Below are 26,675 nucleotides of genomic sequence, written 5' to 3' on the forward strand. Positions count from 1 at the left end.
GGGTCGTGTCGCCGCGAACGATGATGGATAGGGGCGCACCCCGGCTCCGCTACCCATCATCCTCCGCGCGTTCTCGTGATGATTCCGGTCAGGTCATCCCGGTGAATCAATCCATCCCGAAGGAATGTCCTCAGGCTTTCGGCGGCGTTCCTTCAGCATTGGACACGACAGCATCGATCTGAATCAAAGCACCGTCGGGCAGAGCTGATACGCCCACAATTCGCCGGGCCGGAATCCCGCCGGGGAAGAATGTGGCGTACGCCTGGTCGACCTCCGGCATATCGGCGAGGTCGGTGAGGAAGATGTTCACCTTGACGACATCGTCCAGGGAATGGTCGATCTCCTCAAGAACGGCCTTCAGGTTGTCGAGGCACCGCTCCGTCTGCTTCTTGATGCCCCCACCACGAGTTCACCCGAGGTCGGATCGACGGGCAGTTGCGCCGAGAGGTTGTTGTAATGCGAGAAAGCCACCGTCTGCGTGGCCAGCGGATGCCTGGGGGCCCGGTCGGTATTGTTGGCCTCGATGATGAGGCCATGCCGGTCCTCAACTTCCTGCGGGGGCGTTCCGTCACCGTGCGAAACGACGGCTTCCATCTGGACCAAGGCATTCATCGGTAGTGCCGTACAGGCAATGGTGGTGCGGGCGGGAAGATAGCCGACCGCCCGGGCGATTCCGGAGTCCGGGAAGAACGTCGAGTAGACCTCATCCACGCACTCGATATCCGAAAGCCTCGTCAGGAAGATGTTGATCTTCACGATGTCGTCGATGGGAACGTCGATGCTCTCCAGGATCGCCTTGATGTTCTTGAGGCACTGGGCGGCCTGCTCCCTGACGCCGCCGGCCACCAGCTGGCCCGTGCGCGGATCGATGGGGAGTTGGGCGGAGATGTTGTTGTAGTGGGAGAAGGCCACGGTCTGGGTCGACAGCGGACTGACCGGGGCATTGTCGGTGTTCTTGGCGATCTTGACCAGGTCGCCCGCCTGGGGCGCATCCGGAATCGTCCCCTTACCGTTCGAGACGACTGCCTCGATCTGCACCAGAGCATTCATGGGCACAGCGGAGACCGCCACCGTCGTCCGGGTGGGAACATAGTTCGGGAAATAGGTCCGGTACACCTCGTCCACAGCGTCGAGGTCGGCGATGTCCTTGAGAAATACGGTGATCCGCACGACGTCGTCCAGAACGTGGTCGATGCTCTCAACAATTGCCTTGATGTTCTTGAAGCACTGATCGGCCTGTTCTTTCACTCCGCCGAGCACGAGTTCACCTGTCGTCGGATCCACGGGCAATTGAGCGGAAAGATGGTTGTAATGCGAGAACGCTACCGTCTGCGAGGACGTGCCGGCGCCCCCTGGCGCATTGTCCGTATTTCTCGCCAGAACCGCATTGTAGGCACTCATTAAGCAACTCCTCCTTGAGTCGGTGCGACGAAGCAGAATTGTTCGCCACTCGGTGGGGTGGGAGTCTAGGTGGCGGCGGACGCGGAGGTCCAGCAAGGGAGAAGCCACTCGGGCCTGATGGGTGATGATCGATGGGGCTGCCGGGAAGTGAGTCGCTGGGGCGCTGGTCGACCTCATCGGCGGATTCCGGCCCCGAAGAATTGGCTCCGGGACGAACCACCTTTCGCCGCCCCGGTCAGCTGGGCGGTGGTCACCGGGTCGCTGGCCGATGCGCGGCGTCAGGCTGTCCGCGGGGACGAGGAGGGGCGAGCTGCCGGCCGGGTCGACCGAGCTGGTGCAGGGTGGGCGAGGGGCAGCGCTGTCGTCCGGGTCGGGACACGGGGGCCACGCCGACGTCGCCGGCTCACCTGGTCGCCGTCAGGTCGTCAATGTGACGAAGATCATGCGCGCCAGGGGTGGCCGTCGGGGGTCCTGAGCGGCCCCGACGGGTGGCGGAGCGGTGTCTCGCCCCCCGGTCAGGCGGTCCCTCCAGCTCACGATTCCCCTAAGGCTCCGAAGAGTCGATTGCGAACGGATCGAGCACGGTGTACATAAATGGAAGTTCGCTTCCATATTGCGAAAGAATTAGCGAAATCAGGATGCTCCCCAGGTCCGCTTCAATGCCGTGGCGAGGCCTTCAGATGAGCCTGGATCGAAGGCCGAACGGCGGTGAAGCGAGGGTCGGTCAACAGCGTCCGCTTCACGAACGGGAAGCCACTCTTCAGCAGGGCCTGCCAGCCGGCCAGCACCGCGTCGGCCTCCCGGGGGAGCCCCAGATCCGCCTGGTCCCAGCCGACCTCTGTCGTCCAGCCGTGGTCGGCGACCAGGTGGCTCAGGCCGAACTCGTACGTACGGATCACGTGCGTCTTCGACGGCTGCGGGCCGACACCGGCGAAGAAATCCCGCAGGGGCGGCTCGGCGAGCAGCCCCCGGAGAACGCCAGCAGGTAACTCTGCAGGTGATCGATCGGATGGTGGTTCATCGTGGCGGCCCAGACCCGGGCGGTGCTGTCCTCGAACGGGCGGCTCAGCTCAGCCACAGCCACGCCGCCAGGAAGAAGCCGCCGCCCGCGACGACCGCCCGCAGCACCTGCTCCGGGATGAGTCGTTGGATCACCGGCCCGACGTTGCCTCCGACCAGGCAGCCCAGGCCGAGCGCGATCGCCGCCGCCCAGTTCACCGGACCGTACGCGATGAAGATCACCGAGGCGACAAGGTTGCTGACGCCCAGCAGCAGGCTCTTGACCACCATCGCCCGGGTGAAGAGCTCCGAGGTCGCGATCAGCGTGAGGGCCAGGTACATCACCCCTGCGCCCGCACCGAAGTAGCCGCCGTAGCAGCAGACCAGGAACAGGCCGACCCAGTAGAGCACCGGGTTGGGGTCCTCCCCCCGCATCCGGCTGATCCGTGGACTGAGGAGCAGCAGGACCGAGGCCAGTACGATCAGCCACGGCACGATGGCGGTGAAACTCGACTCGCCGGCGACCAGCAGCAGGGTTCCGCCCAGCCCACCGCCGACCGCCGACACCGCCAGTTGGGCCGCGAGGGTCCGGCGGCTGCCACCGGTGACCGTACGCATCGCGCGAGCGGTGGAGCCGACGCCGACGCCGACCAGGCCCAGGGTGTTGGAGACGTTCGCGGCGACGGGCGACAGACCCGCGGCCAGCAGGACGGGGTAGCTCACCAGCGAGGCCAGCCCGGTCAGGTAGCCGACGATGCCGGTGCCGACGCCCGCGAGTGCGATGAGCGCCAGCGTCCCGATGTCCAGCCCGAGGATCTCGATCCCGCCCATCCGCCGCCCTTCTCCGTCCCAGCAACGGAGCCTAGTCCGGGGCTCGGACGGATCGTGGTCAGTCGTGCCGCTTCAGGTCGGCCACAGCGGGCCCTTCGAGGATCGTTCCGTCCGCGGCGAAGCGCGAGCCGTGCAGGGGACAGTCCCAGGACTTCTCGGCGTCGTTCCAACCGAGCACGCCGCCCGCATGCGTACAGACCGCCGAGACCCGGCAGGTCACCCCGTCCACCGTCGACACCCCCTCGGGCAAGCCGTGGTGTCCGCGTCCGACGGCACCCGCGCCCTCGGCCGGCGCGGCGTCGGGGAGGCTGCCCATCTCCGCCTGCATCCAGTCCTTCGTCGCCTCCACGGCCACGCTCGCATTGGCGCTCACCGCGCTCATCACCGCGGCGGGCCGGGTGACCCGATGCCGGAGGGTGTCCGCCCACGGCATCGAGCCGCCCAGGATCTCCTCGGCGAGGTGCAGGGCCGCCGCGATCGCATTGGTCATGCCCCACTTGTCATAGCCGGTCGCCACGTAGATGTGGCCGCCGCCGCGCGGCATCAGGCCGACGAAGGGGACGCGGTTGACGGAACGGTAGTCCTGCGCCGACCACGCGTGCACGCGCTCGGCGCCGGGGAAGTGCTCCTGGGTCCAGGCCTCGAGGTCCGCCACCGCCCCCGACGTGTCGGAGGACCGGCCGGTGAGGTGCCCGTTGCCGCCGACCATCAGCAGCTCATCGCCGTCGACGGCCACGGTCCGCAAGGATCGGGTCGGCTGGTCGGCGGACAGGTACATCCCCTGCGGGATCGACGCCGGCGACCCGGGCACCCGGAAGGTCGTGGCGTACGAACGGTGCGGGATCAGCTTCGCGAAGTAGGCGCCACGGTCCAGGATCGGGGTTCCTGTCGCCAGCACCACCCGATCCGCCGTCATCCGGCCCGCCGTGGTCGTGATCTGGACCGGAGTCGACGAATCGGCGGCGGTGACCCGGACGCCCTCCACGACCGCCCCTCCGTGAGCGATCAACTCGGCCTGCAACATGTCGAGCACGCGCAGCGGGTGGAGTTGCACCTGGTCCGGCAGGGTGAGCGCGCCGAGGACGGGGAACGGTAGGTCGGTCGTGTCCGTCCACTCCGCCGCGAGGCCGGCCGTCCGGCTCGCCTCCTGTTCGGCCCTGAGCTTGCGGAGTCCGTCCTCCGTCGTGGCGTACGTGACAGCCCGGCGCCGTTCGTACGGCACGCCGCGGTCGTCCATGAGCCGCACCAGGAAGGCCTGCCCTTCCCGGTTGCCCTCGACGTAGGCCCGTGCCACCTCCGCGGACTGGTGGCTCAGGATCCCGGACAGGGTCAGTCCCTGGAGGAGGGACAGCTTGCCGGTCGTCCGCCCCGTGGTCACCGCGCCGACCGTGCGCGCCTCCAGCACCACGACCTGGTAGCCGGCCCGGGCGAGCAGGACGGCGGTGGCCAGGCCGGTGAGCCCGGCGCCCGCGACGACGGTGTCGGCGTGCGACCCGTCCTCGAAGACATCGGTCGAGCGGGACGAGGGATGGGTGGCGAACCAGACCGATTCCATGGATCCATCTTGTCCCGCCGCCTCGTGGATGTGAAGCACATCACACGGTCAACCGCCGCCGGGGGTGGAGTCACTCCGTGGGCAGCGACTCTGTCCGCTTCGGGCGCGGGTTGTTGACGTAGGCGTAGTAGACCCCGATGAGGATGCCGCCGCCGATGAAGTTCCCGATCAGCGCGATCACGACGTTGCCGATCGCCGCGGCGACGTCGATGCCCTGACTGAGACCGACGATGAGGAAGAAGACGGTGTTCGCGACCGAGTGCTCCAGCCCGAGGAACGCGAAGACGAACACGGCGGAGACCATCGTGAGCGTCATCGTGATGGAGTCCTTGACGAAGCCGTTGTAGACCAGCAGCATCGCGACGTTGATGACGAAGTTGCACAGGATCGCGCGGACGAACAGGTCCCCGATGCCGGCGGCGGTGCTCAGGTAGCCGAGCTTCACCTCGGCGGCGTGGGCCATCTGGGTGGCCACGGCCCCGGAGGCCAGGGTCGAGTACCTCAGCAGGAGGGCGAGCACCAAGCCTCCCACAGCGTTGCCGAGGAGGCAGAGCCCGAGCAGGTGCAGGGCCCGCCGCGTCGTCGTACGCCGGTGATAGTGCGCGATGCTCACCACCATCATGTTGGAGGTGAGGAGTTCGGACTTGGTGAAGAAGATGAAGACGAGCGCCCAGCCGAAGATGAAGGAGCCGAGCAGCTTCCCGAAGCCGGCCAGGGTGACACCCCCCACCTGCACGGAGGCGAACGTGGCCACGGTCGCGTGGTAGGCGACGTAGAACAGTCCGATGAGGAAGCCGGCCATCGCCGCCCGCTGCAGGTAGCGCACGGTGATCCGGCTGGACATGTGCCCCTTGGTCTCCGCGGCCTCGAGCGTGTTCTCGATGAACACGCGGCCGGGGTACAGGCGGTCGGCGGTGATCTCCACACCGTTAGTTTGTCAATATAAATATCTATTTGTCAATACAAAGTTCGACAGACCTGTTCCGCCCGTCCGGGGCCCGACGAGGGGAGGATGGGGTCATGACCTATGACGTCGTCCGCCTGACCGTCGACGAGCGCCACACGCAGTTGGTGAAGAAGAGCGTCGGTCCGGTGCTGCTGCAGTTCCGTGCGTACGCGATGATGCCGCCGGAGGAGCGCCCGGTCGGCCACGACCAGTTCTACATGATGTGGATGGACCTGGACCGGCGCAGTGTTCCGGTGCCGGCGGTGATCCGGGCCGCCCTGGCGCCGGCGACGGCCCACGCGATGACCGCCCGGGTCTTCGGACACGGCGCCGACCAGGTGCCGGGCCGGCTCGGCTGGTGGCGGGCGGCCGACCTGATCGGCTCCCAGAAGGCCTTCGAGGCGCGGGTGACCGCCCGGTTGGCCTGGCTGGTCGACGAGGACATGGGCGCCTTCCTCCGCTGGGACGCCCCCGATCCCGAGGAGTTGGCGCGGCTCGAGCCGGCGGTCGACCCCATCGACGCCGTGGGCCGCTGGGTCTTCGACCGGTTCACGCTGACCGATCAGGCGTCCTGGGCACCGACCAGCCGGGACCTGGAGGCCGCGCCGGACCCGTCGATCCGCCGGCGCCTGATCGACCTGCGGACCGACCCCGGTGCGGCGGAGCCACCCACGCTGCTCGAGGAACTGTCCCGAGCCCGGCACCTGATCGCCGCGGGCCAGCGGGTGGAGGCGGCGTCCCTGCTGTCGGCGCTGATCACCGTGCGGCCCTTCGATCCCGAGATCCTCACCGAACTCGCCCATGCGGTCGACGATCCGGAGCATGCGGCGCTGCTGACACGCCGGGCGGCAAGCTATCGCGCGGTGGGTGACCCCGCCGTATGGTAATGGTCAGACCAATGATTGAATAGACTCATGGCTCCCACTGCTGGTAACAGGATTCTGCTCGTCGGCGCTGGCGACGTCGGCGCAGCGTACGCGTACGCGCTCGTCAACCAGGGCATCACCCACGATCTCGCGATCATCGACCTCAACGAGACCAAGGCACGCGGCGAGGTCGAGGACCTCAACCACGGCGTCGTCTGGGCACCCTCCCCGACCAACGTCCGCTTCGGCTCGTACGAGGCCGACTCGGCCGGTGCGGCCCTGCTGGTCATCACCGCCGGTGCCGCCCAGAAGCCGGGTGAGACCCGCCTCGAGCTGGTCGACAAGAACCTGAAGATCACCGGCGGCATCATCAAGAACTGCATCGACAACGGGTTCAAGGGCATCATCCTGATGGCCACCAACCCGGTCGACGTCCTCTCGTACGCCGCCTGGAAGACCTCCGGGCTGCCGAGTAACCAGGTGGTCGGCTCCGGCACCACCCTCGACTCCGCGCGGTTCCGCTACCTGCTGGGCCAGCTCTACGATGTCGCGCCGATGAGCGTGCACGCCACCGTCGTCGGCGAGCACGGGGACTCGGAGCTGCCCGCCCTCTCCAGCGCGACCATCGCCGGGGTCCCGATCGCCGACGAGCTCGCTCGCCACCCGGAGCGCCGGCTGGAGATCGAGGAGGCCTTCTACGTGACGGTCACCTCCGCCCAGCGCATCATCAAGGCCAAGGGGTCGACGTCGTTCGGCATCGGCATGGCCCTGGCCCGGATCAGCCGCGCCATCCTCGAGGACCAGCACGTCGCGCTGCCGGTGTCGACCCTGCTCAGCGGCGAGTACGGCCAGCAGGACGTCTACATGGGCACCCCCGCCGTGCTCGGCCGGGGTGGTGTCGAGCGGGTCGTGCAGATCCCGCTGAGCGAGGACGAGCAGAAGCGGTTCTCCGACAGCGGCGCGGCCCTGCACGCCGTCCAGGATCCCTACTTCCAGAGCTCCGACAACAGCTGAAGGCTGCGGAGGCGGACCTGCGGGTCGTGGGCGTACGTGACCACGACGAGCTCGTCCGCCTCGGTCGTCGCGACCAGCGCGTCGAGTTGACGGCGCACCGTCTGCGGGGAGCCGACGGCCCGGCAGGCGAGCATGCCCTGGGCGGCCCGCCAGCCGGCGTCGTGCGGCAGCTCGGCGCGCGGCGGCTGGAGCGGGCGGCGAGCCCCGGTGGCGTTGCCGACCGACATCTGCACGTGGGTCGAGTACTGGTACTCGGCCTCCTCGTCGGTGTCCGCGACGAGGACCGACACCCCGACCATGGCGTACGGTGCCTCGAGCCGCGCCGTGGGGGAGTCGGTCGAGAAGGCGTGCCGGTAGACCGACAGCGCCTCGTACAGCTCGTCGGGGGCGAAGTGCGAGGCGACGGCGAACGGCAGTCCGAGCTGGCCGGCGATCGAGGCGCCGTTGGTGGTCGACCCGAGGACCCAGATCGGCACCTCGGTCCCGGCCGCCACGACCGAGGAGACCCCGCGCGGTGACTCGCCGGCGCCGAACCACGCCTGCAGCTCGTAGATCTGGTCGGCGAAGGACTGCGCGTCCGATGCTCCGCGGCGAAGCAGCCGGGCGGTCATCGGGTCCGTGCCCGGCGCCCGGCCGAGCCCCAGGTCGACCCGGTCACCGTGCAATTGCGCCAGCGTGCCGAACTGCTCGGCGACCGTCAGCGGCGCGTGGTTCGGCAGCATGACGCCACCCGATCCCACCCGCAGTCTGCTCGTCATCGCCAGCGCGTGCTCGATCAGCAGGGCCGTGGCCGAACTGGCGAAGGTCGGGGAGTTGTGGTGCTCGGCGAACCAGTAGCGGTGATATCCGCTCTCCTCGGCGAGCCGGACCGCGGCGTACGTGGCCTCCAACGCCTCCCGGACACCGGTCCCCTCGGAGACGGGGACGAGGTCAAGGATCGAGAGGGGTACGGGCGTCATGCCCCGATCGTACGTGCCCGCGGCCAGCCGCCCCGGAACGCCGAGCGGGGATGGATGGGGTTGGGGCCGAAGGTCCCCAGGGCCGTACGTTTCGCGGCGGCCACCAAGGCCTCGCGATGGGCCTGGGCCAGTTCCCCGGCCTCGCGCTCGGCCTGGGCCTCGCGGATCGCGACCTCCAACCGGCGTCGGATCGGCTCCGGCATCGGCGGGACGGTCGAGCGATGCAGCAGTTCATCCATCCGGTCGTCCCACTCCGTGCTAGCCGCGTTGGTGTCCTCGAGCGGGCCGTCGGCCTGCTCCTGCGGGTCGTCACTCACCACGCCTCCTGAGGTCCGAAGACCATGTTGTCCCGTGCGATGTACCCCCGTACGCTCCGCAGCCCGGTGTCTGACTCGTTCTATTCTGACTCATCCCGGGGTCGCAAGGTCGCGCAACAGGACGGCCAATCGAGCCCTTCCGCGCGAGCACCGCGACTTGATCGTGCCGGGTGCACAGCCGAGCATCGCGGCCGCCTCCTCGACACTGAAACCCTCCATGTCGACCAGGATGAGCGCGGCGCGCTGGTCCGGGTTGATCTGCGCCAGCGCTTGGGTGACCGCGTCCGCCAGGATCTCCCCTGCGGTGTCGTCCGGCGGGTCGGCCGGCATGCGTTCGGGGTCCAGCGGCGCGGTGGGGCGACGCTTGAGGTAACGGATCCGGTCCAGGCAGGCGTTGATCACGATCCGATGCAGCCAGGTGGAGACGCGGGCATCACCACGGAAGGTGTGGGCCCGCCGGAAGGCACGCAGGTAGGCGTCCTGGAGGGCGTCGGCCGCATCCTCGGGATCACCCAGAGTCCGTACGGCCACCGACCACAGTCGGTCCTGGTGACGGCCGATGAGCACCGAGAAGGCCAACGGGTCGCCACTGACATGGGCCGCCAACAACTCCTCGTCGGTGGCCTCCACCGGCGACCGGCTCATGGTCTCACCTGCACCTCGTAGACCCCCCACGGAACTGGCCGCCCCCGTCCGTGGGGAGCGACGTCAGGTAGATCATCACATAGCGCGTCGTGACCGGGCTGCTCGTGGTCAGGTCCACGGTGCCGCTCGCGCCACTGGCCGAGGCGACGGCTCGCCACGACTTCTCGGTGTCCATCGGCGCCGAGGTGACGGCGGCGTTCTTCGGGACCCGCATCTCCAGGTTCGTCCCGTTGCCGGCGAGCTGGACCTTCGCCGTCCGTACGTCGCGGGGGCGGCCGAGGTCGAGGACCAGGCCGACGCCGGGCTTCAGCTTGCCGAAGCGGGCGTCCCCGACGTACGACATCGTCTGCCACTGGGTGTTCGGGTCACCGTCGGCGGCGTACTGCGCGCTTCGGTCGTTCTCCTCGTTGTTGCCGCCGTCGGCCGCCGGGTCGAAGGTCGACACGCCGGTGATCTGCCACGGGCCCGCGTCTGTGGACCGGGACGGGGTGGGCGAGGTGGACGCGCTGCTCGCGCCGGTACGCGGCTGACCGGATCCGCCGGAGCGGAGGGCGACGCCGATCAGGCCGACGACGATGGCCAGTGCCACGACGACGAGGAGGGCGACCACCCAGCCGCGCCGCGGGGTCTGGCGGGGGACGACCTTCAGCGGCCGGTGCGAGGGCTCCGGGGGCACCGCGGCGGTCGTGGGGGCCGGCGGATGGGCCGGGACGGCGGGCTGTTCCCGGGTGGCGTCGAGCGACAGCGTGCCCTGGGAGCTGCGGACCCGCTGCTCGAGCCGGTAGGAGGCATCCGTGACGCCGAGGACGTTCGACAGGGCGGCCACCACCCCGGCGGCGGTGGCGATGCCCGGCTTGCCGGCGACGTTCTCCATCATCGGGCTCACCCCGCCGATCACCTGCTGGCAGAGGCGATCCAGAGCCGGCGGGACGTCGGTGCGGACCCGTCGCGGGGACGGCCACATCCCGCCCCGGGTGGGCGCCGACGGCAGGCCGGGCAGCGTGCCGCCCGGCCACATCCCGGTGAGGCAGGCGTAGAGCAGCCGTCCGAGGGCGAGGACGTCGGTGCGTTCGGCGCCGTCGACCCTGGTCTCGCGCTCGTCGCCGGGCAACAGGGCCTCGTCGATCTGGAAGCCGAGGATCTTCACGTTGCCGGTGTCGGTGACCATCACGGCATCGGGGTCGAGCCGCTGGTGGAAGAGACCCTGGGCGTGCACCGTCGTCATCGCATCGGCGATCTCGCGCACCAGCCAGGCGGACTCGGTGCCCGACAGCGGCCCGTGGGCCAGCAGCTTGGTCAGGGTCTGGCCGGGGGCGTACTCCCGGACCACGTACGGCTCGTCCCCGTCGTCGGAGAAGTCGAGGATCCGGACGAACCGGGCGTCGGTGACCTGGGCGGCCCGACGGGCCGCGGCGAGGAGGAGTGGGCTGCGCGGGTCGTCGGCGGGGAAGAACTGGCAGACGACCCAGCGCTTCAGGGTGAGGTCGGTGGCCCGCCAGAGGTCCTGGCGGCGGGCGTCGAGGGCGTCCTCGAGGCGGAAGCGTCCACCGAGCAGCCGGCCGGCGGCGTACGCGGGCGCGCCGAGCGGCCGGGTGTACTCGTCATCGGCACTGAACGTGACCGCCGTCCCGTCCTGCGGATCGTCGTCCCCGGGGATCTCCGGCACGGCGTCCTCCTCCTGCTGCCCGGGCGGGTTCGTCGGCGGGGTGCCGGATCGGCCGCTCCGGCGAAGGAGCGCGGCCAGCACCTCCTCGACCTCCTCGATCTGCAGCCTACGTGCCAGGAAGGCGAATGTCCCGAGGGCGACGGCTGCGCCGGCAGCCAGGGAGACCAGCAGCAGCAACTGGCCGTGACCGCCGGTGTAGTGCACGATCAGCCAGGCCAGCAGCGCCCCCGGGGCGGTGGCCACCGTGAGCCGGACGATGTGACGCGCCACCGCACCGAAGTGGAAGTCCGGCAACCGGCGCCGCAGCAGGGGGACGGCGATGCCGAGGCCCACCACGTACGCCAGGGCGTACGCTCCGCCCAGCCCGGCCGCCACCCAGCCGGGGGCGTGCCAGGGGATGACGAGCGCGATGGCCAGCACGATGTTGGTGGCGACGATGGTGCTCTGGACGAGGAAGGGCGTCCGGGTGTCCTCCAGGGAGTAGAACGACCGGATGACCAGGTAGTGCAGGCTGTACGGCACCAGACCGAGGGCCATCACCATCAGGGTCCGGCCGATGAAGTCGGCGTCCTTCGCGCCGGCGCCGTTGCCGAAGAGCAGCTGGCTCACCGGGAACCCGAGGGCGAACAGCGCGATTGCGCTCGGCACGATGATCGCCAGTGCCGTCCGCATGGTCCGGGTCGACTCCTCGGCGACACCGCGCAGGTCACCGTCGGCGGCGAGCCGGGAGCTGCTCGTCATCATCTGGGTGGCCAGCGACAGGGTGATCAGGGAGTGCGGCACGATCCAGATCAGCGACGCCGTCTGGTACGCGGTGATGCCGGCACCCTCACCGGTGCCGCCGAGCACGGCCGTCGATCCCAGCCGGTTGACGACGAAGATCGCCAGTTGGTTGACCAGCACGAAGTAGAGGGTCCACTGCGCCAGCCGGAAGGTGTGGCCGAGCCCGGCGCCGCGTAGGTCCCAGCGGGGCCGGTAGCGCAGCCCGGCACGGCGCAGGAACGGCACCAGGATGAAGAACTGGGCGGCGATCCCCAGGGTCGAGCCGAGGCCGAGCAGCAGCACCTCGGACAGGGTGAACGGCGACCCGTGCGAGCTGCCCCACAGGCCCAGGTAGAGCCCGAAGACGCCGATGGAGATGACGTTGTTGGCGATCGGTGCCCACATGTAGGGGATGTAGATCTGGCGGGCGTTGAGCACCTGGCCGACGAGCACCGTGGCGCCGTAGAAGAAGATCTCCGGCAGGCAGAGGTAGGCGAGGGTGACCATGTTGCCCCAGTAGGGCGCCATCGCCGGCTCCCGCCAGCCCTCCGCGGTGTAGAGCGTCATCACCCACGGGGCGGCGACGGTGACGAGGATCGTCATCACCGCGAGCGCCGCGAGGAAGGCGGTCATGATGCGATTGATGTACGCCTCGCCGCCGTCCTCGTCCTCGTCCATCGCCCGGACGATCTGCGGCACCAGGACAGCGTTCATCACGCCGCCGGCGAGGAGGATGTAGAGGCTGTTGGGGATGGTGTTGGCGAGGTTGAACGCCTCGGCCGGCCGGGTGCCGTTGCCGAGCACGATGGCGATCAGCGCGGCGCGGACGAACCCCAGCACCCGTGAGGCGAGGGTGCCCCGGCCATCAGGACAGTGGTGGACATCACGGAGCGGCGCCCGCTCATGCGCGGCTCCGTTCGGCGCGGACCTGTTTGATCCGCAGCACCGTGGTGCCGATCACGACGAGTCCCGACACGATCATCAGAATCCATCCGACCCTTCCGGCCTGTGTGGCCTGTACGTCGATCTCCACCGGGATGCCGATGTCGGTCCCCGAGGGAGTGGTGAGTTGGGCCACGACGGTGTAGCTGCCGTTCGCCGCCACCCGCGGGACGGCGACGACGCCGATCGCCTCACCCGCGCCGATGGTGCGGATGTCGACCGGGGCGACGTGCAGGCGTTCGGCGTTCTCCGACTCGAACTGGAGCCGGACCGACACCGGGACGTCGAGATGGTTCGTCACGGTGACGGGGAACTGGGTGTCCTGCCGGGCGGTGAGCAGGACCGGACGGGCGCTGATCGCCACGGCGTCGCCGTCGGTGATGCGGCGGACCTGGGCCTGCTGGCGATCACGATACGTGTCGTACGACGCCGAGGTGGAGCCGGTCCCGGTGGAGGCGCTGCCCGCCGACCACTGGTTGGAGGCCACCGAGGCGACGGCGCGCCAGGTGAGGTCCGCGGCGACCTGGGGGTCGGCGAACATGCTGGCCAGCCCGATGGTGGCGTTGGCGGCACGAGCGATGTCCTTGGCCTGGTCGCTGGTCGTCGACTGGGGATCGTGCAGGATCGCGTCGGACACCGTCGCGGCACCGCCCTCGAGCAGGGAGGCGAAGGACGTGCGCGGCGACGTGTCCAGGTCGTCGGCGTGCGCCGTCGTGGCGTCCGTGACCAGGCGCACCTGCGCGGGCCGGCCCGCCAGCGTGTCGAGGTAGGCGATGGAGGTGAGGGCCTGCCGCTGCTGGGCATCGGTGCCGGCGGCGTCCGGTCCGGGGGTGAGGGCGCGGGCATCGTACGTGACGACGGTGGGCCCCTCACTGGTCGACCAATGGGTCGGGGTGGTGCTGCCGGCGGTGATGTCGGACCCGTCGGTCGGCTGGGCGGCGAGGACGACCGGCGGCCTGCTGGTGCCGCTGGAGGGGGTCGGCGAGCTCGTGGCGGGGCTCGTGGTGGCGGTCGTGGCCCCGGGGGTCGGCGTGGGGGTGGGGCCCGACGAGGTGGTGCCGGTCAGGGTGGCCAGACCACGGCGGGTGAGCAGACCCCCGGCCGGCAGCACGACGACGGGGAGGTTGGCCACGTCGGCCGGCAGCGTCGCCGGGTCGAGGGCGGCATGGACGACGTCGGCGTGGTTGAGGCCACCGAGCAGGTCGATGTCGGGGGTGGCGTACGGCAGGCGGTAGCCAGGGGTGGAGAGGGTGTCGAAGTACTGCAGCCACGTCGCGGCGTTGGCGTCGCCGGTGCCCTTGGCGCCGCCGCTCAGCGTGTAGCCCTTGGCCATGTCCTGCAGGGCGATGATCAGGGCCGGGTCGATCAGGTGTGTCCGTCCCCCCGTCGCGGCGGCCCGGACCAGGGTGTCGAGGCGGCCGCCGGGGGCGATCTCCTGGGCCAGGTGGTCGTCGGAGAAGATCCCGGGCGAGATCCGCGAGGGGGCCGAGCTGAGCACCACCACCGAGACGACGCGAGGCTGCCCCGTCTGTGGGCCGAGGTCCTGCGGCAGCCAGGCGCGGGCGCGGCCGAGGGTGGTGTTGCCCGAACCGTACGATCCGCGGACCTGGACCCCGATCATGGTCACGCCGTCCCGGGCGGGGATCCCCAGCGCGGAGAGCGGGGCCGAGACGGTGAAGGCGCTCTGCTGCCCGGGGGTGAGGGTGAGGGTGTCGCCGGTGCCGAGGTTGGCGTACTTGTCGACGTAGCGGGCGCCGACCGGGCCCTCGGCGGTGTCGAGCTCCGCCCGCGTGGTGCGGACCACTTCGTCGCGCCAGAGATAGGCCTGGAGCCCGGTGAGGGTGGTGCCGCTGGTGTTGGTCACCGTGCCGCTCAGGGTGACGGTGTCATTGCTGGCGGTGACCTTCGGAGTGATCGCGGTGAGGTCGATCCGGACCCGATCCTCCGCCCGGGCGGGCGTGGTGGCCCCCAGGACGACCGTCAGGCAGGCCAGCAGGAGGGCGGTGAGCAGCGCGGCGACGCCGAGGATCCGGCGGCCGGAATGGCGGCGCCGGGTCGGCAGCGGGCAGGGGCTCACTCCGCCATCGTACGGGCGGGCCCGGGTAGACTCGGTCAGCGTGCCTTCCCTGACCCAAGCCCAGGACAACGCCGTGACCGAGTTGATGCGGATCGCGCCCGTCATCGACCGGCTCGGTGAGGTCTTCGCCTCGGCGGGCCACCAGCTCTACCTGGTCGGCGGTTCGGTGCGCGATGCGCTGCTCGGCCGACTGGGCCATGACCTCGACTTCACCACCTCGGCCCGGCCCGACGACATCGAGCGGCTGCTGAAGAAGGTGTCGCGCGAGGTGTGGGACATCGGCAAGGCGTTCGGCACCATCGGGTGCAACGTCGACGGCGGCTGGGTGGTCGAGGTCACCACCTTCCGCGCGGACACCTACCGGTCCGACTCGCGCAAGCCGCAGGTCGCCTTCGGCGACACGCTCGAGGGTGACCTGGTGCGGCGGGACTTCACCGTCAACGCGATGGCGGTGGACGTCGCGACCAAGCGGTTCGTCGATCCGTTCGGCGGCCTGGCCGACCTCGAGAAGGAGGTCATCCGTACGCCCGGTACGCCGGAGCAGTCCTTCTCCGATGATCCGCTGCGGATGATGCGGGCCGCCAGGTTCACCTCCCAGCTCGGTTTCGTGCCGACGCACGAAGTGATCACCGCGATGCGCGAGATGGCCGAGCGGCTGGACATCATCTCGGCCGAACGCGTGCGGGACGAGCTGAGCAAGCTGCTGCTGACCCCGCATCCCCGCAACGGCCTGAACGTGTTCGTGGCGACCGGGCTGGCCGCGCGGGTGCTGCCCGAGCTGCCCGCGCTGCAACTGGAGGTCGACGAGCACCACCGGCACAAGGACGTCTACCAGCACTCGCTGACAGTGCTCGACCAGGCGATCGCCCTGGAGAAGGAGCGGGGGCTCGAACCGGACCTCGTGCTCCGGGTCGCGGCGCTGCTGCACGACATCGGCAAGCCGGCCACCCGGCGGTTCGAGGACCAGGGGAAGGTCTCCTTCCACCACCACGACGTGGTCGGCGCGAAGCTGGCCCGCAAGCGGCTCAAGGCCCTGCATTTCGCCGGTGACGAGGTCAAGGACATCTGCACGCTGATCGAGCTGCACCTGCGGTTCCACGGGTACGGCGAGGGGGACTGGACCGACTCGGCCGTCCGGCGCTACGTCCGGGACGCCGGTGACCAGTTGGAGCGGCTGCACATCCTCACCCGCGCCGACTGCACCACGCGGAACAAGCGGCGGGCCGCCGGCCTGCGGGAGGCGTACGACCATCTCGAAGCCAGGATCGAGGCGCTGGCCGGACAGGAGGAACTGGACGCGATGCGCCCCGACCTCAACGGCGACCAGATCATGGCGCTCCTGGGGGTGCCGGCCGGGCCGGTGGTGGGCAGGGCGTACAAGTACCTGCTCGAGCTGCGGATCGACAATGGTCCGCTGGGTGAGGAGGAGGCATCGCGGCGGCTGCGGGAGTGGGCGGCCGAGAACCTCTGAGATCCTTGACTCTCTGAATCCCTCTGAAGGCCGCTGCCCGGCATACCCCGCATCGCTTCATCGCTTCCGTGTTCTGATTGATGTCAGAGCGTGGTTCTAGCGTGGTGGGCATGGACGAGCCTCGTGTTCCTGATGAGCCGCCGCCGGCCCGGCTGCCGGATCTCTTCACGCCCCATGACCTGCCGCCGCTGGGTGAGGTGATGGCGGACGGGTGTCTGGTGCGTGATACGCCGATGGGTCCACCGCGGGCAGTCGCACCGGGGTACGGCCTACCGGAGGACCCCGCTGACCATATCCGCCAACTCCAGGAGGTCGAGGCTCTGGCGCGATTCGCTGAGATCCGCCGGGTGGCCCTCGTCGCCGATCTCGTCGAGGCGGCACCTGTCATCGAGCGTGAGGAGCGGGTGCCCTGCGGCGGGGACGGGACGCCGTGGGTGCCGGAGTTCCTCGCGGTGGAGATCGGCGGGGCGCTGGGCATGGGTGAGGTGCGGGCGCGGTTGTTCGTGTCGGACACCCTGGATCTGAAGTGGCGCCACCCGCGGTTGTGGAATCGGATGGTGGCCGGTGACATTGCCCCCTGGCAAGCGTTGATGGTGGCCCGGATGTGCCACGCCCTGGCGTGGGACGGGGCGCTGCGGGTGGACGCGGCGACGGGGGACGTGCTGCCCGGCCTGGCCTGGGCCAGGGCGAAGCGGCTGGTCGAGGGCGAGATCGCGGCCGCGGATCCCGTGGCCGCCGTGGAGCGGGAGCGGGCGCGGCTGAATCGGCGAGTCGTGGCCGTGGCTGTCCGTCCGGGGACGACAGCGGCGATGAACGTGTTCGGCGTGCTCGACACGGCCGACGCGGAGGCGTTGGACGAGACGCTGGGCCAGATGGCCGCCGAGCTGGGTCAGAGCGGGGACGAGTCGGATCTGGACACCCGCCGAGCTCGCGCGCTGGGCCTGCTCGCCCGCGGCGTGCTGCCTGCTGGCCGCCCGGTCGCCCGCATCTATCTGCACGTGTGGGCGGAGAGCACGGTGGCCCGCGTCGAGGGGCATGGTCCCTTGCCCGTCGACGAGCTGCCGGGTTTCCTGTCGGGGTGCACGGTCCGGATGACGCGAGTCATCGATCAGCGTGAGTCTGTGCCTGTGGATGCCTACGAGGTGCCGGAGTCGATGCGTGAACAACTCGTCGTGGCCCAGCCGGTCGAGGTCGCGCCGTACGGGTCGGTGCCCGCCCGGTCATCCGACATGGATCACACAGTGCCGTACGCGCGGGGCGGGTCCACGGAGCCGGACAACCTCGGGCCATTGGGGCGACGCGCTCACCGGGCCCGGACCCACGGCGGCTACCGATTGACTCAACCCGCGCCCGGGCTGTGGCTCTGGCGCACACCGTTGGGGCAGGCGTTCGAGGTCACCAACCGCGGCACCCGGCGCGTCGTCGCCTGACCGGCTCCGGGACGTGCACCAGGGGCCGCCGGTACGACACCTGACGACCCCTGGGGATTCTGTGATCTCGCTACGAGATTGAAAACAACAGTACTCTTCGTTCACCTTTTGGCTACCCCGGACGGGTGTGTCGATGCACACAGCTCAGGAAGGCCTCAGCCAATTGCGCAAGGAAGCCCGCCGTTACGGCCAACACCGAGGGGCTTGCGGACAACACCTCGGCCCACACCTGCGCGCCAGCATGGGGGCGTGTTCCGTTCTCCGATACGAGCCCCCGGGCCGAGTGTTCTCGCTGTGTTCACCCTCAGGACACGGGTGGAGGACCCCTGGCCTCCTAGCGTCATGCCCGACACCCGCGCCGACGATGTCCTGGAGTGATGATGCTCACCAGCCGGACCGCCACCCCACCCGCACCGCCCGCCTCACCCGCGCAGACTGCACCGGACTCACGTGGCGGTGCTACCGCAGGGCGTCCCTTGGCGCCGATGCGCCGCCGCCAGCCCCGGTGGATCCTCGCCGGCGTGCTGGCGATGGTGATCGGCGCACTCGGCTCGGTAGCCCTGTGGACCCAGTTGGCCGACACGTCCTCGGTGCTGCGACTCAACCGGACCGTCTATCGCGGTGATGTCATCCGTGCCCAGGACCTCAGCCCTGTCACCGTGGGGCGGCTCAACGGCCTCGACGTCGTTCCCGCGGACGCGATGGGCACCGTGGTCGGCAAGCCCGCGCGCACCGACATCGCCGAGGGCGGGCTGTTGACCCGGGCGTCAGTGGGCCGGGAGGATCTGCCGGCGGGCCGGGCGATCGTCGGGCTGCGGCTACCGGAGGGCCGCGTCCCGCGGATCCCCCTCGAACCGGGGACCCCGGTCCTGCTCGTCGAGGCCACGCCTGACCAGTCCGGAGCGGCAGCCGCCACCAGGGCTTTCCGAGCCGAGATCAACCGAGCGGTGGAGAGCAGCTACGACCAGGTGGCAACTCTCGTCGACGTCTCCGTGGCCCGTCGTGACGCAGAGGACGTCGCCCGCCTCGCGGCGGCCGGTCGGATCATCCTCGTCAGGGGGTCCTGACATGCCCGTGAGACTCCTCCTCGGTTCCGCCGGATCACCCGGCGTCACCACCACTGCCGTCGGCATGGCACTTCATCTCGAGAGCCCGACGCTGCTCGTCGACGCCGCTAGGGACGCCTCCCAGTCCGTGCTGGCGGGCTACCTCAGGGGTGCAGCGGCAGCCGGCCGCGGACTCGAGGAGTACGCCCGACGCGTACGGATGGGAGCGCCGTTCGACCTCGACGCCGCCAGCCTGCCCCTCGACGACACCGGCGCCCGCAGATTCCTGCCAGGCTTCGGCAACCTCGCCGCGATCGACCTCTTCGAGCCGACCTGGCCGACCCTGGCGGATCTGCTGCGGCGGACCGCGGACACCGGCACCGACGTCGTGATCGACGGCGGACGACTCACCTCGATCCGGCCGGTCGAGCCCCTGCTGCGCATCGCGGACGAGGTGCTGGTCGTGGCGCGGACCAGCCTGCGTCACCTCGCCGCGGCGAAGCCGGTCTGCGAGGCTGTGGACGACGTGTTGCAGCGGTCGCTGCGAGCCACCCGGGCCGGACTCGCGCTGGTGGGCGAGGGCCTACCGTACGATCGGCACGAGGTGACCGCCCAGTTCGGCTGGCCCGTGGATCTCGTGTTGCCGTTCCTGCCTGACCATGCGGCGGCGTTGTCCGACGGCGCCCCCCGGCCGCGACGTTGGGCGCGGTCCCCGTTGGTCGAGGCTTTCCGTGATCACGCGGGGGTGGCGGCATGACCGAGCACCTCCCGCTGGATCAGGTCCCGCTCCTGGGTCGTCGCCCCATCGTCGATGTCGTCGATCGGCAGGCCGACGGACTGGGTGTTGTCCCCCTCCCCACCGCGGCCCCCGTGCGCTCCCCGCGCTCAGCACGGCCTGAGCGGTCCGTCGACTGGGGCGCGGTGGTGACCTTGCGTCGCCAGGCCGCGGCGGAGATCAGCGATCGGGTCCAGCATCACCAGGACCAGTACGGCCGGACGATGGCCGACCCCGACCGGGGGCTGATGGGACGCGCGGTGATCCGCCAGGTGGTCCGCGCCCACGCCGAGCAACTCCAGTCGTCGGGCGCCGCCCTCTGGGATCTCGACGACGAGGAGGCGTACGTCCGGGCCGTGTCGAGTGCGGTGTTCGGGTACGGCCGCCTCCAGCCACTCTTCGAGATCCCCACCGCGGAGAACGTCGAGATCCACGGCTGCGACTCCGTCGTCGTCCAGTACGGCGACGGCCATCGGGAGGAGCACGAGCCGGTCGCGGATTCCGACGAGGAGCTCATCGAGGCGATCAGGTTCCTCGGGGAGCAGGCCCGTCCCAGTCGTCCGTTCGACGACGCCCACCCGAGCATGACCCTGGCCCTCGGGGATCGGTTCCGCCTCCACGCCATCGGCTTCGGGCTGTCGTTCCGGCCCTCGATCACCATCCGCCAGCACCTGCTCACCGACGTCGCACTCCCCGACCTGGTGGCCGGCGGGATGCTGCCCGAGGACCTCGCCCGCTACCTGCACGCCGCCGTGATGGGCCGGCGATCGGTGGTCATCTCCGGCGACCAAGGGGCCGGCAAGACGACGCTGCTCCGTGCGCTCATCGCCGCGATCCCGCTCAACGAACGCTTCGGCACCATCGAGACCGACTACGAACTGCTCACCCACCTGCTGCCGCATCGGCGCAACATGGTGGCGCTCCAGGCGCGGATCGGACAGGGGGAGGTGAGCGGCGGGAGGCGGCTCGGGGAGGTGACCGTGGCCGACCTCGTGCCGGAGGCGCTGCGTCAGAACCTCTCCCGCATCATCGTCGGCGAGGTGCGAGGCGCTGAGGCGGGTGCGATGTTCGAAGCGATGCAGTCCGGCGCGGGAACGTTGAGCACCACTCACTCCCATTCGGCCGCTTCGACGATGGACCGACTGGCTTCCCGGGTGGCCCAGGGCGGCATCCTCACGGTTGAGGAGGCCTATCGGCAGATCGCGCACAACATCGACCTGTTCGTGCACGTCACGCTGGTCGACGACACCTGGCGCGGAGGGATCAGACGGCGCCTGGTCAGCGAGGTCCGCCAGGTCACCGGCGGGATGGAGAGCGGGCGACCGGTCACCCACCTGCTGTACACGGCCTTCCCCGGCTCCTCCGCCGATCCGATGTTCGACCCCGAACCCACGCTCGGCGCTGATCTCGAGCGCTACCGTTCGGCCTGGCCAGGTGCGCGATGATCGCGGTGGTGGCGCTGGTCGGCGCAGTGGTGACGGGTGGGCTGGTCCTCCTCCTCGCCGGTCTCGTCCCGACGGAACGGCAGCCCCAGCCCGGCCGGTCGCGGCCGCGACCCGGGCTGGCGGAGCGGTGGTCGACCCTGACCCGCCGGCCACCCGGAGCCGCAGGCCGGCGCCGCGACGCCCGGTTGGTCGCCGGATTCGTCGGGGGAGCCTTGGCGTACGCCCTGACGGGGTGGCTGGTGTGGCTGGTGATCGTCCCGCTGGCGGTGATCGCGCTGCCCTACCTGCTGGCGGATCCGCCAGCACCCACGATCGATCTGCTGAGCGCGCTGGACCGCTGGGTGCACAGCCTGGTGGCGACCTTGCCCACGGGCCAGTCGATCGGGGATGCCGTGCGCACCTCACGTCGGACCGCCCCTGCCCTGCTGACGCCGTACGTCGAGCAGGCCGTCCGGCGACTGGACCAGCGGTGGAGCGTACGTGACGCGCTGCGTGAGATGGCCGATAGGCTCGCGGTCCCCGAGGCAGATGCCGTTCTGGCCGCCCTCGGTCTTGCCGCGCATCGCGGTGGTACGGGCGCGACCGCCACGCTCAAGGCGCTGTCGTCCTCGCTGCAGCAGACCCTCGCCGCGCTGCGGGAGATCGAGGCGGAGCGTGCCAAGCCTCGCATCGTCGTCAGACAGGTCACGGCGATCACCCTCGGCATGCTCGCGGTGGCGCTACTCTTCGGCCGCGCCTTCTTCGCCCCCTACGCCACCCCGCTGGGGCAGGTCCTGCTGCTCGGGCTGGTGGCGGCCTACCTCGGCTCGCTCGCGGTGATGCGCCGGATGACCAGGCCGCGACGGCGCCAGCGGATCCTGACGGGGGCCACATCATGATGGCCCCGGCCTGGATCCTGCTTGTTGCGCTGCTCGGTGCCATTGCCGGCCTCGGGTGCGTGGCGCTCGCTCTCGGGTCCCGTCCCCCGGTCCCGCCGTTGAAGCGAGGGCTCGCGCTGCTCGACACGTCCCCGACCCTCGCCGCCGATCAGGGGCCGGACCCCTCCTCGACCATGGCGTCACGTGCGGACCGCGTCGGCCGCTGGCTCGCAGCCCACCCACCGGTGCCGCTCACCGCGGGACAGCGGCGGGCCCTCGACGCTCGCGGGGTTGCGGTGGCCGAGTTCATGACGGAGAAGGCGGCGTACGCGGCGATCGGCGCGCTCACCCCCGGTGTGATGGCGGGATGTATCGGCTTCCTCGCCGGCTGGGGGGTGTGGGTCCCCGTCGGTGTCGCGCTGGCGGGCGCCGTGCTCGGCTGGTTCCTGCCGGACCTGACGCTCCACCGTCGGGCGCCTGCGGATCGCGTCGACATGGCGGAGGCCCTCTTCACGTTCTTCGACCTCGTCACGCTCGAGCGCTTGGCCAACCGGTCCGCGACCCAGTCACTCACGGCCGCCGCCGACGCCTCGGAGGCGCCCCTCTTCGTGCAGATCCGGGCTGCCCTGGAGCGGGCACGCCTCGAACAACGTCCTCCGTACGGCCAACTGCGCGCCCTCGCCACCCGCCTCGACCTGCCTGAACTCGCCGACATCGCCGACGTGATGCAGCTTGAGGAGTCGGGTGCCTCCCTGACCGGAGCCCTCCGCGCCCGTGTCCGCGAGATCCGCGACGCGCACCTGACCGCCCAGAAGATCGCCGCGACCAAGGTGTCCGAGCAGATGACCGTGTTCATGGTCATCCCGTCCATGGTCTTCGCGCTCGTCTTCCTTGTGCCTCCGTTGCTCCGACTGACCGGCGACGGAGGAACACCATGATCGACCCACCCGACGGAAGGAAACCCGATGAACGTCCTGACCGCCCTGATCTCCGCTGCCCTCCGTGGCGCCCTCGGCCCGGCTCCACGCGACGAGCGCGGCCTGTCGCAGAGCACGGAGAACGCGATACTCCTGGCCGGGGCAGTGGCGGTGGCCACGGTCGTCATCACCGCCGTGACCGCCTATGTGCGTGGCCATCTGCCCGCCTGACGCCCGCTCGCCGACGCAATGAGCGCGGATCGGCCGAGAGCCTGCAATGGGCGCTGCTGTGGCCGCTGGTACTGCTCCTCGTGCTCGGCACCGTCCAGCTGGGCGTGTGGTGGCATGCTCGTCTCACTCTCGGGGCCGCCGCCGCGACGGCTGTCGACCTGCTCAGTGTGGAGGACGCGAGCATCGCGTCGTCCGAGGCGGCGGCTCTCCGAGTGGCTCGATCCGGCGGCGTCGAGGCGGTGAGTGTGACGGCGCACCGGGGCGCACGGCAGGTGGACGTCGTCGTCAGGGGAACCGCACCCCTGGTCGTCGATCTCGGACTGTCATCCCTCGAGGTCACCGCCTCGGCGCCTCGGGAGTTGGCCCGATGAGGCGATCGGATCGCGGCGCCGTCGCCGTGGAGATGGTGGTCCTGGTCCCGGCGCTGATGGCGCTCGTCGGCCTGGTGGTCGGCAGTGCGCGAATCTGGACGGCCCGGGCGACCGTCGATGAGGCAGCTCACCGGGCGGCCCGCACGGCCACGGCCCTCTCGAATGCCGCCACCTCAGCCGCAGCCGGCGAGGAGGCCGCCCGGGCCAACCTGGCCGATCTCTCCTGCCGGCGCACCACCGTGGTCGTCGATGCCGCGGCCCTGCACCGTCCCCCCGGATCCGAGGGGACGGTCCGGGCCACCGTCACCTGCACCGTGGGGCTGGGCGACCTGGTCGTCCCGGGACTACCGGGTGAGCTGACCGTTCGGGCGACGGCCGACAGTGTCGTCGACAGGTACCGGAGGCGATGATGCGCCTCGTCCGCGGCTTCCTGGCCCTCGTGGTGCTGCTGGCCTCGCTGGTGGGCGTCCCCGAGCTGCTGCTCGCCCTGGGTCGCTATCCGGACCCCGGTGACCTGGCCCCACTACGCCTGCTGATGGTCCCGGACGACGGGCAGGCGCTGTTGTGGCTGGTGACTGCTCTGGGCTGGGTCACGTGGCTGCTGTTCACGATTTCCCTCGGCGCCGACGTGGTCGGCCTCTTCGGCGGCCGTACCATACGACTCCCCGGACTGCGGTGGATGCAGCTGGCCTCCGGCACGCTGCTGCTGGCCGTGCTGGTGATGCTCGGCACGGTCCCGCGGGACGACGCGGCGCCGGCCGTGCCGCAAGCCTCGGCCGGCCCTCCTGTCGTGGGCGTGGCGGTGGCGTACGCGGCGCCGGCTCCGGTGGAGGCCGCGCCGGTGCCGGACGACGAGGTGAGCGACCAAGCCGCCGCGGCGGTCCCGACCACCTTCCAGTACCGCGTGCGCCACGGCGACGACCTGTGGACCCTCGCCGAGACCTATCTCGGGGAGGGCATCGAATGGCGCCAGATCCGCGACCTCAACCCGGATCTGCTGGGCGACGATCCCGACCATCTCGAAGTCGGCTGGGTGCTCACCATGCCGCTCCCCGCACCGCCTCCAGCCCCTGCTGAGCCGGTCCCGTCGCCCCAGCAGGCATCCGCGCCGACGCCGATGGAGCCCGTCGAAGCCCCCGCCCCGCCCCAGCCGGTCCCGCCCCCGCCGGCCCCGACCCCGGCGCCGACGGAGGGCCGGGCCGACCACGACGCCCGAGCCGTCCTCGGTGGTATCGGCGCCCTGCTCGCCACGGGGATCGTCGCGGGCCTTGCCGGACGCCGTCGGCTGCAGCTCGTCCAGCGCCCCGTCGGTCAGATCCCGGAGCCACCGGCAGCCGGGACCGAGCGACTGCGTGCGGCCCTGCTGGTGTCGACGGTGCCCGACCGGGTCGAGGTGGTGGGCTGGGCCATTCACATGGTCGCCCGCCACGCCGAACGGGTCGGCGCTATCGGCGCCCTGGACTGGCTCCGCGTCGAGGAGGAGGTGGTGGAGTTCGCCTGGGCGGTCGAGCCGCCCCCGCCGGACCCGCCGGCTCCGTTCTCGGTCGACGGGCAGTCCTGGTCGCTCTCCTGGGCCGATGTCCTCGCGGACCGTGCCGCTTCCGTCGGAGAGGAGGCGCTGCAGCCGTGGCCGACGCTGGTCACGCTCGGGACCGGCGAGGGCGGGACCTATCTCATCGATCTCGAGCGCTGGGGCCGGCTCAGCGTCCAGGCAGACAGCGGGGAACGGGCGGGGGAGATCCTGACGTCGTACGTCCTCGACCTGGCGACGGGTCCCTGGTCCGGTGGCGCGCGGGTCGTCGTGGTGGGCGACGACGGGGGACTCGTCGACACCAGCGGCGCGGAGCACGTCAGCCGCGTGGACGACCTCGAGGACATCCTGGCCGACTGGGAACGGACGACCGCCACCCAGCAGGTCCTGGCCGGGGTCGCCGACGCACCCGTGCCCGTGCTGCGCCTCGACCCCGACGTCGCCGAAGCGTGGGCCCCGAGGGTGCTCGTCCTCCTCGCGGACATCACCCCGGCGGAACGCCGACGACTCAGCGACCGCTTCTCCCGGGCTCATCGAGGCCCGATCGTGCTCATCTCCGAGCATCCCGATGGCGACGCCACCCTGTTGGTCGACGAGTCACCGCTGCGCGCGAGGCTCGAACCCGCCGGGCTCGACCTCATCCCGCAGCGGGTCTCTCGCCCTGTCAGGGATGAGGTGATCGAGCTGCACCGCGTCACCGCACCGGACGCCTTGGTCCCCGCCGCCTGGGCGGGCGGCCCCACGGACATCACCATCACCCCGCTCATCCCGGCCGTCGACGAGGAGCCCGCGATGTCAGAGGTCGCGATGTCAGAGGACCCGAGGCTCCTGCTGCTGGGGCCGATCGAACTGGAGGGGGCCCGCGGCACCCCGCCGAGCCGCGCTCCTCGCCAATGCCTCGAGTACTGCGCCTGGCTGTTGGAACACCCCAACGCGACCTCGGTGGAGATGGCACGCGCCCTGATGGTCGCCGAGGGGACGCGGCGCTCCAACATGAGCCGCCTGCGGGGCTGGCTCGGCACCTCGCCCGACGGCAAGCCGTACCTGCCTGAGGCCTATTCGGGGCGGATCCGGCTGCACCCGGCGATCCGATCGGACTGGCAGGAGGTCCAGGTGTTCCTGGGGCGTGGACTGGAGCAGACCAGTGATGCCACGCTGGCCGCGATCCTCGACCTGGTCCGGGGTGCGCCGCTCGCCGATGCCCCGCCAGGGGCCTGGGGCTGGGCGGAGGAACTGCGGATCGAGTCCTCCTGCGCCATCCGCGACGTGGCGTACGAGCTCGCGGGCCGCGCCCTCGAGACGCGGGACCACGACCTGGCCAAATGGTCGATCGGCCGAGGGCTGGTGGCGGCGCCCGCCGACGAGCTGCTGCTCCGGCGGCTGCTCGTCACCGAGCACCGCTCCGGGAACACCATGGCGGTCGAGCGATTGGTCTACACGCTGAACAAGCAGGCTCGCACCCTCGGTATCGACCTGCTGCCCGAGACCGTCTCGACGATGCAGGAGGTCCTCGAGGGTGGGATCCGGGTGCGCTGGTCGGGCGGTCCCCGCCGGGCAGCGGTCTGAGGCAGCGGTCGAAGAGTGTTCCATAGGACCGCCCTATGACGCTGCCGCCCTACCG

Annotated in this window: 24 protein-coding genes and 1 pseudogene; 13 read left to right on the forward strand and 12 right to left on the reverse strand. The window is 70.5% G+C overall.

The genetic code is table 11. The annotated features are described in order from the left end of the window. Positions 1-130: 130 nt before the first annotated feature. The 6 genes from Rai3103_RS17630 to Rai3103_RS06185 form a co-directional block, all read right to left on the reverse strand. Complete coding sequence (locus Rai3103_RS17630) at positions 131-394, reverse strand: RidA family protein (RefSeq protein WP_228489303.1); 264 nt, start codon at positions 392-394, stop codon at positions 131-133. Further along, positions 358-1,401 carry a RidA family protein gene (locus tag Rai3103_RS06165; protein WP_228489220.1) on the reverse strand — a complete coding sequence of 348 codons (1,044 nt, stop codon included), beginning with the start codon at positions 1,399-1,401 and terminating at the stop codon, positions 358-360. The genes Rai3103_RS17630 and Rai3103_RS06165 overlap by 37 nt, the downstream gene beginning before the upstream one ends. 656 nt (positions 1,402-2,057) lie before the next feature. After that, positions 2,058-2,300: a hypothetical protein gene (locus Rai3103_RS06170; RefSeq protein ID WP_153571848.1), complete on the reverse strand. Its 243-nt coding sequence runs from the start codon at positions 2,298-2,300 to the stop codon at positions 2,058-2,060. 166 nt (positions 2,301-2,466) lie between these two features. Beyond that, entirely contained in the window at positions 2,467-3,231 is a 765-nt protein-coding gene (locus Rai3103_RS06175) for a sulfite exporter TauE/SafE family protein (RefSeq protein WP_228489221.1), read from the reverse strand. A 58-nt stretch (positions 3,232-3,289) separates the two neighbouring features. Beyond that, on the reverse strand, positions 3,290-4,786 hold the full coding sequence (locus Rai3103_RS06180) for an FAD-dependent oxidoreductase (RefSeq protein ID WP_153571849.1): 1,497 nt from the start codon (positions 4,784-4,786) through the stop codon (positions 3,290-3,292). A gap of 70 nt (positions 4,787-4,856) precedes the next feature. Next, entirely contained in the window at positions 4,857-5,711 is an 855-nt protein-coding gene (locus Rai3103_RS06185) for a formate/nitrite transporter family protein (RefSeq protein ID WP_228489222.1), read from the reverse strand. A 95-nt stretch (positions 5,712-5,806) separates the two neighbouring features. Between Rai3103_RS06185 and Rai3103_RS06190 the strand changes: the two genes are divergently transcribed. Together Rai3103_RS06190 and Rai3103_RS06195 are read left to right on the forward strand one after the other, a co-directional pair. Then, on the forward strand, positions 5,807-6,619 hold the full coding sequence (locus Rai3103_RS06190) for a hypothetical protein (RefSeq protein ID WP_153571850.1): 813 nt from the start codon (positions 5,807-5,809) through the stop codon (positions 6,617-6,619). A gap of 27 nt (positions 6,620-6,646) precedes the next feature. Beyond that, entirely contained in the window at positions 6,647-7,612 is a 966-nt protein-coding gene (locus tag Rai3103_RS06195; RefSeq protein ID WP_153571851.1) for an L-lactate dehydrogenase, read from the forward strand. Here Rai3103_RS06195 and Rai3103_RS06200 read toward each other — a convergent pair. The 6 genes and pseudogenes from Rai3103_RS06200 to Rai3103_RS06220 form a co-directional block, all read right to left on the reverse strand. Next, complete coding sequence (locus Rai3103_RS06200) at positions 7,585-8,571, reverse strand: LLM class flavin-dependent oxidoreductase (protein WP_153571852.1); 987 nt, start codon at positions 8,569-8,571, stop codon at positions 7,585-7,587. The two genes, Rai3103_RS06195 and Rai3103_RS06200, sit on opposite strands and share 28 nt — an antisense overlap. Then, positions 8,568-8,888, reverse strand: coding sequence for a hypothetical protein (locus Rai3103_RS06205; RefSeq protein ID WP_153571853.1), 321 nt, complete (start codon positions 8,886-8,888; stop codon positions 8,568-8,570). Before Rai3103_RS06205 ends, Rai3103_RS06200 begins: the two co-directional genes overlap by 4 nt. A 90-nt stretch (positions 8,889-8,978) precedes the next feature. Then, positions 8,979-9,533, reverse strand: a complete 555-nt coding sequence (sigM, locus tag Rai3103_RS06210) for an RNA polymerase sigma factor SigM (RefSeq protein WP_153571854.1) — start codon at positions 9,531-9,533, stop codon at positions 8,979-8,981. Between the two features lie 4 nt (positions 9,534-9,537). Continuing rightward, complete coding sequence (locus Rai3103_RS18430) at positions 9,538-10,758, reverse strand: discoidin domain-containing protein (protein WP_479685347.1); 1,221 nt, start codon at positions 10,756-10,758, stop codon at positions 9,538-9,540. 528 nt (positions 10,759-11,286) lie between these two features. Next, positions 11,287-12,807 (reverse strand): annotated as a pseudogene (murJ, locus tag Rai3103_RS18435) (murein biosynthesis integral membrane protein MurJ); the annotation flags it as partial. A gap of 55 nt (positions 12,808-12,862) precedes the next feature. Further along, a complete protein-coding gene (locus tag Rai3103_RS06220; RefSeq protein ID WP_153571856.1) occupies positions 12,863-14,980 on the reverse strand; it encodes a DUF6049 family protein in 2,118 nt (705 codons plus the stop codon). A gap of 40 nt (positions 14,981-15,020) precedes the next feature. Between Rai3103_RS06220 and Rai3103_RS06225 the strand changes: the two genes are divergently transcribed. The 11 genes from Rai3103_RS06225 to Rai3103_RS18440 all read left to right on the forward strand — a co-directional run bounded on the left by Rai3103_RS06225 (position 15,021) and on the right by Rai3103_RS18440 (position 26,620). Then, complete coding sequence (locus Rai3103_RS06225) at positions 15,021-16,451, forward strand: CCA tRNA nucleotidyltransferase (RefSeq protein ID WP_277873004.1); 1,431 nt, start codon at positions 15,021-15,023, stop codon at positions 16,449-16,451. 110 nt (positions 16,452-16,561) lie between these two features. Further along, positions 16,562-17,881, forward strand: a complete 1,320-nt coding sequence (locus tag Rai3103_RS06230) for an HNH endonuclease signature motif containing protein (protein WP_153571857.1) — start codon at positions 16,562-16,564, stop codon at positions 17,879-17,881. A 485-nt stretch (positions 17,882-18,366) separates the two neighbouring features. After that, the gene (locus Rai3103_RS06235) at positions 18,367-18,948 is read left to right on the forward strand and encodes an SAF domain-containing protein (RefSeq protein ID WP_194793296.1); all 582 of its coding nucleotides are present in this window, start codon (positions 18,367-18,369) and stop codon (positions 18,946-18,948) included. Between the two features lies 1 nt (position 18,949). Next, entirely contained in the window at positions 18,950-19,684 is a 735-nt protein-coding gene (locus Rai3103_RS06240) for a CpaE/TadZ family protein (RefSeq protein WP_153571859.1), read from the forward strand. Beyond that, a complete protein-coding gene (locus Rai3103_RS06245) occupies positions 19,681-21,147 on the forward strand; it encodes a TadA family conjugal transfer-associated ATPase (RefSeq protein WP_153571860.1) in 1,467 nt (488 codons plus the stop codon). The genes Rai3103_RS06240 and Rai3103_RS06245 overlap by 4 nt, the downstream gene beginning before the upstream one ends. After that, positions 21,144-22,025, forward strand: a complete 882-nt coding sequence (locus Rai3103_RS06250; RefSeq protein WP_228489223.1) for a type II secretion system F family protein — start codon at positions 21,144-21,146, stop codon at positions 22,023-22,025. Before Rai3103_RS06245 ends, Rai3103_RS06250 begins: the two co-directional genes overlap by 4 nt. Further along, positions 22,022-22,942, forward strand: a complete 921-nt coding sequence (locus tag Rai3103_RS06255) for a type II secretion system F family protein (protein WP_153571861.1) — start codon at positions 22,022-22,024, stop codon at positions 22,940-22,942. The genes Rai3103_RS06250 and Rai3103_RS06255 overlap by 4 nt, the downstream gene beginning before the upstream one ends. Before the next feature lie 27 nt (positions 22,943-22,969). Continuing rightward, complete coding sequence (locus Rai3103_RS06260; protein WP_153571862.1) at positions 22,970-23,152, forward strand: hypothetical protein; 183 nt, start codon at positions 22,970-22,972, stop codon at positions 23,150-23,152. Between the two features lie 53 nt (positions 23,153-23,205). Further along, entirely contained in the window at positions 23,206-23,523 is a 318-nt protein-coding gene (locus tag Rai3103_RS16930; protein WP_277873020.1) for a TadE/TadG family type IV pilus assembly protein, read from the forward strand. Beyond that, positions 23,520-23,933 carry a TadE/TadG family type IV pilus assembly protein gene (locus Rai3103_RS16935; protein ID WP_194793298.1) on the forward strand — a complete coding sequence of 138 codons (414 nt, stop codon included), beginning with the start codon at positions 23,520-23,522 and terminating at the stop codon, positions 23,931-23,933. Before Rai3103_RS16930 ends, Rai3103_RS16935 begins: the two co-directional genes overlap by 4 nt. Continuing rightward, positions 23,930-26,620 carry an AfsR/SARP family transcriptional regulator gene (locus tag Rai3103_RS18440; protein ID WP_153571864.1) on the forward strand — a complete coding sequence of 897 codons (2,691 nt, stop codon included), beginning with the start codon at positions 23,930-23,932 and terminating at the stop codon, positions 26,618-26,620. The genes Rai3103_RS16935 and Rai3103_RS18440 overlap by 4 nt, the downstream gene beginning before the upstream one ends. Positions 26,621-26,675: the final 55 nt, after the last annotated feature.

This window comes from Raineyella fluvialis, from assembly GCF_009646095.1.
GTDB classification, from domain to species: Bacteria; Actinomycetota; Actinomycetes; order Propionibacteriales; family Propionibacteriaceae; genus Raineyella; species Raineyella fluvialis.